The 4,678-nt window shown below is 36.2% G+C and carries 4 protein-coding genes and 1 pseudogene; 4 read left to right on the top strand and 1 reads right to left on the bottom strand.

What is annotated here, in order from left to right; all coding sequences use genetic code 11:
* Positions 1 to 229 precede the first annotated feature (229 nt).
* Positions 230 to 967 (top strand): annotated as a pseudogene (locus V7266_RS00675) (SPL family radical SAM protein); the annotation flags it as partial.
* A gap of 33 nt (positions 968 to 1,000) precedes the next feature.
* Here the strand turns inward: V7266_RS00675 and V7266_RS00680 are convergent.
* A complete protein-coding gene (locus V7266_RS00680) occupies positions 1,001 to 1,459 on the bottom strand; it encodes a hypothetical protein (RefSeq protein ID WP_335465259.1) in 459 nt (152 codons plus the stop codon).
* Between the two features lie 230 nt (positions 1,460 to 1,689).
* Between V7266_RS00680 and V7266_RS00685 the strand changes: the two genes are divergently transcribed.
* Genes V7266_RS00685 through V7266_RS00695 form a run of 3 tightly spaced genes read left to right on the top strand, consistent with a single transcriptional unit; the run spans position 1,690 to position 4,596 of the window.
* On the top strand, positions 1,690 to 2,265 hold the full coding sequence (locus tag V7266_RS00685; protein ID WP_335465261.1) for a DeoR family transcriptional regulator: 576 nt from the start codon (positions 1,690 to 1,692) through the stop codon (positions 2,263 to 2,265).
* Between the two features lie 15 nt (positions 2,266 to 2,280).
* The gene (locus V7266_RS00690; protein WP_335465263.1) at positions 2,281 to 3,933 is read left to right on the top strand and encodes a copper resistance CopC/CopD family protein; all 1,653 of its coding nucleotides are present in this window, start codon (positions 2,281 to 2,283) and stop codon (positions 3,931 to 3,933) included.
* 24 nt (positions 3,934 to 3,957) lie between these two features.
* Complete coding sequence (locus V7266_RS00695) at positions 3,958 to 4,596, top strand: YcnI family copper-binding membrane protein (RefSeq protein ID WP_335465265.1); 639 nt, start codon at positions 3,958 to 3,960, stop codon at positions 4,594 to 4,596.
* Positions 4,597 to 4,678: the final 82 nt, after the last annotated feature.

Consider the following 4,678-nt stretch of genomic DNA (forward strand, 5'->3'; position numbering starts at 1 on the left):
ATCTTTGTTATGTCTATAAATGGGTGGCGTAATTAGTGTGATATTATTAATTAGATGGGTAAATGTAATAAAAAACTTACAATAATCATAAAGGGTCCTTTTTTATAATCTATAAGTTTTTCAATATTATTTGATTTCTATAAAAGGAAAGATGTAAGATTTACCCCTTTATTTACAAGGAAGATTGAAGCAAGGGGTGGCGAATTGGTTGAAAGAAAATGAAATGTAGTGTGATAATTGCTATGTAAGAGAAATGCCGATTCAAAAATTCAAAGATATTCCTTGGGGTGAATGGCTGGACATAAAAGTAAACGCGGCAGAAAATTATCGAAATGAAATAATAAAACTCCGTAAGAGACAAACTCCCGTGAACATCTTTATGTCCTCAGCAACAGACCCTTACCAACCAATAGAACGTAAGGCTGCCATAACACGGGGGATATTAGAAGCAATGGTAGAGAATCCTCCTGATTTTCTGCAAATCCAAACACGAAGTCCTCTCATTAAAAGAGATATAGATTTGTTAGTAAAATTGAAAGAAAAATGTAATACCCTTGTCTCGATGACGATTGAAACAGATCGAGATGAAATAAGGCAGATTTTCGCTCCAGTTGCACCTGGAATACCATTGCGGTTAAAAGCCTTAAAAGAGGTTCATGATGCGGGAATAACCACTCAAGCTTCGATCTCGCCAGTTTTGCCATTTACACCTGACTTTCCGAAAGTATTGGATGGAATCGTAGATCATATTTGGATCGATACTCTTAGTATCGGGGATGGAGCCATGGGGAAACGTTCAGAAAGATTAGGAATGCCAACGTTATTTGAAGAACATAAATTAACAGATTGGTATCAAAAAGACATCCATGTAAAGGTGGAAAAATATTTTAATAAGTTTTTTAATCGTGAAAATATACGTGTGTCTAAGCAAGAAGCCTTCCCGATAAAAAAGAATAGGAGTCATTAATTTATTATTAAGTGGCAACAAAATAATCCAGTTTTAATCTCTGGATTTTGAACGGGTAATAAATAATTGGTATCCATATATGATAAAAGCAAAACAAATGGACGAGTAAAAAACGTGTTTTGGTTTATAATTGACTAATTTAAAAACCTTTAATTTTTGCAGCACCCTACAAACAGGGTAGGCCAGAAATAAATCCATCAATAGGTTAGTTAAAGCATAGAGCCAAAACCTCCCAAAGGTAAAACGGAAAATCCAAATGGTTCCTACAAAAAATGGTCCAAATATGAAACTAAAGTCATTTAAAGCTTTAGTTAAAAGCCCGCCTTTAACAGTCCATAATTTAAAGGGGACAGCTAAAATACTATTCACTAAGACCAATAATGATGTAAAAATAGCAACAGGTGTATACTTTTTAAACACTTTTTTCGGGATAAAGAAGACGGTTAACCAAGGAGTCACGAAAAGTACAATTCTAATGATCACAACCAGCATTGTAATACTCCTTCTCTTTTTTTATATCTTGCTTAAAACAGGAAGAAATATACTTTTAATTTACTTAGCAGGAAGTTACATTGTCAAATCATTACCAGTCTTTATTTATTGTTAAAATATGTGATTATGTTGTTAATTTTCACATAAAGTTCACATTTATAACTTGTTAATAGTAAAAATCTATTCTATTGTATAATGGAGGAATCTTTACGACGAAAGGAGGACTAAAATTGCTGCCAGTTGAGAGACAAAAACAAATATTGTCCTGGTTATCTGAAGAAGGAACCCTTTCGATCTTAGAAATTAGTAAACGTTTTAATGTTTCTGAGATGACTGTATATAGGGATATAAAGCCACTGTTAGAGGAGAGGAAGATCCAAAAAACGTCAGGCGGAGTATCTTTCATTTCCCATTCAACCATTTCGCCCCATTCTTGTACATATTGTTTAAAGGAATTGAATAATCGGCATCCTATGCAAATCATCACAATTCATCAAACAGTGGAACAATTTTGCTGTCCCCACTGTGGTTTACTAAGATATAAAGATATTGAAAATACTGTATCTCAAATTATTTGCCATGACTTTCTTCAGCATACAACCATTAGTGCCAAAATGGCCTATTTCTTACTTGATGCAGATTTTCATTTAAATTGCTGCCAACCGCAGGTGTTAACTTTTGATTCGTTAAAATATGCAGAACAATTTCAAAAGGGCTTCGGCGGAACAATTCTGCGATTCAATCAAGCAGTGGAAGAGGTTTCGAAAAGAATGAATGGTAATATCGGTTGTGGGTGTCATAAATAGAAAGGAGGTGCTGGGGTGAAACAGTTTAAAAGCGGCAGCCTGCTCTTCGCATTCTTGTATCTTTTTCTATTTTTATGGCCTTCATTCGCTTCTGCGCATGCCTACATACTTAAATCAACCCCTTATGAAAATGAAATCGTAGACCAAGCACCACTAAAGGTAACGATTGAATTTGATGAGACTATTCAGGCATCGTTTAATTCATTAGAGGTATTTGATTCAGCAGGGAATCGGGTAGATCAGAAAAATGGGCGGATTAAACCCCAAAATCCTTCCATAATAGAAACAGATTTAGCTAAAAATCTTCCTAACGACACTTATAGTATAAAATGGCGAATTGTGTCCAGTGACGGGCATCCTGTTGAAGGAGTGATTCCATTCCAAGTAGGAAATGACAATCCGGCACATGACAGTTCAAAAATAAATAAAGAATCAAAAGGATACATGCCTCAATTAGACTTGATTATCATCCGTTGGCTTCAATATATAGGTAATGCATGTCTGGCAGCTATGCTCCTATTTCAACTATTTGTGCTGCCTAAGGAATTGCGGGAATTCGCTGGGGTAAACAGTACTTTTAATAAATTATTAACCATATCTTTGATTACTTTATCCATTAGTATTCTCTTGAGTTTGCCGTTACAGGCAACGATAGAATCTGGATTATCGTGGAGTAAGGTTCTAAACGTTAATGTGTTAGGGGATATGTTAGCCACTACCCTCTTTGGGGAAACATGGATTATCCAACTCATCTTATTGGTTTTCTTATTCATTTCTAGCTATTTGCTAGTAAAGAAAAGATTCCATTCTTTATGGGTGTGGATTTCGTTTGTTCTCGGAATAGGATTGTTATTGACCAAGGCATTTACTAGTCATGCAGCCTCTTCCACCAACGTCTTAATAACCGTTTCCATAGATTTTATCCATTTACTTTCTGCATCCATCTGGATAGGAAGCCTAATTATTTTGGCTGCACTGATCCCTCTTAGTCGAAACAACGATACAAAGGGACTTTATTTAAATTCCATTCGAACATTTTCCAAGTGGGGAATCGTGTTAGTTATTGTGTTAAGCTTTACAGGCGTTTATGGCAGCTTTTCATACATTCCTAATCTTAAAACACTACTAACAACAAATTATGGTAGAGTTTTATTCGGAAAGGTTATCCTGCTGGTTATCATGATTATTTTTGCATCAGTAAACTTTATAAAAGGGAAGCGAAATAAGGAAAAAGGACTGCCCGTCACTATATGGGGAGAATTAATGGCTGGTGCGGTTGTTATCGTTCTATCTGTATTATTAACCAATTTACCAACCGCTATGGCCTCTCCTGGTCCATTTAAGGAAACCAAAACGGTCAAACAGGAGAGGAAAATTACTTTTAATGCATCCCCTAATATCATTGGCGAAAATACCTTCATCTTATCTTTAATAGACAAAAATGGTCAGCCAATGAAGGATATTGAACAAGCGACCCTTACATTTACCTCTCTAGAAATGGATATGGGGGAAGCCACGAAAACATTAGTGAAAGTCAAGGAAGGCATCTATCAAGCCAAAGGCTTAAATTTCAATATGGCAGGCCGATGGAATGTTCATGTTCATGTCCTTACCAAGGATTTAGAGACACTTGATACGGACTTCAAAGTGATCGTCGGCAGTCAATAAATACGAAATAGAGGAGAGATAAAAATGAAAAAAACGATTAAAAGGATTACTAAAGTGGTGTTACCAACCGTGTTAGGTTTATTTCTATTCTCAAGTGTGGCAAGTGCCCATGTGACCGTAATGCCAAATACGTCAACAACCGGGGCCTGGGAAACGTATACGGTGAAGGTTCCTGTTGAAAAAGAAGTACCAACCACAAAATTCACAATGAAAGCACCTGCAGGGGTGGAGATTATGTCTTATCAACCTGTGCCTGGCTGGAACTATACGGCTGATAAAGACACTAGCGGTAAGGTAAAATCATTTACCTTTGAAGCAACTGGAGAAGGAATTTTACCAGGTCAATTCCAGCAATTTACCTTTGTAGCAAAGAACCCTGATAAGGCTGCCAATATCGTATGGGATGCTTACCAATATTATAAAGATGGAAGTATCGTGGAATGGACAGGTGACGAATCAGCTAAAACACCACATTCCATAACAGCTATTGTTGCAGGTACTTCAACAGATGATCATCATGATCAAGCTGCAACTGAAGATACGAAAACTGACGAAACAAAAGCAGCAAATACAGAACAATCTAATTCGCTACCGCTTATCTTATCGATTGTTTCTGTTATCCTATCATTAGCTGCTCTAGTCTTTGCCATTCGAAAAAAATAGCAATAAACCCAAAAAAACCTGTTCAACTGTTGAACAGGTTTTTTCGTAGATAAGAAAGTATAGAAGTTTTTGACTTCGAGAA

The sequence above is a fragment of the Neobacillus drentensis genome (assembly GCF_036965645.1).
Taxonomy (GTDB): domain Bacteria; phylum Bacillota; class Bacilli; order Bacillales; family Cytobacillaceae; genus Neobacillus; species Neobacillus drentensis_D.

Bases quoted from the DNA above. Each gene is read 5' to 3' on its own strand.
- V7266_RS00680 (WP_335465259.1), bottom strand. From the start codon at position 1,459: ATGCTGGTTGTGATCATTAGAATTGTACTTTTCGTGACTCCTTGGTTA.
- V7266_RS00695 (WP_335465265.1), top strand. From the start codon at position 3,958: ATGAAAAAAACGATTAAAAGGATTACTAAAGTGGTGTTACCAACCGTG.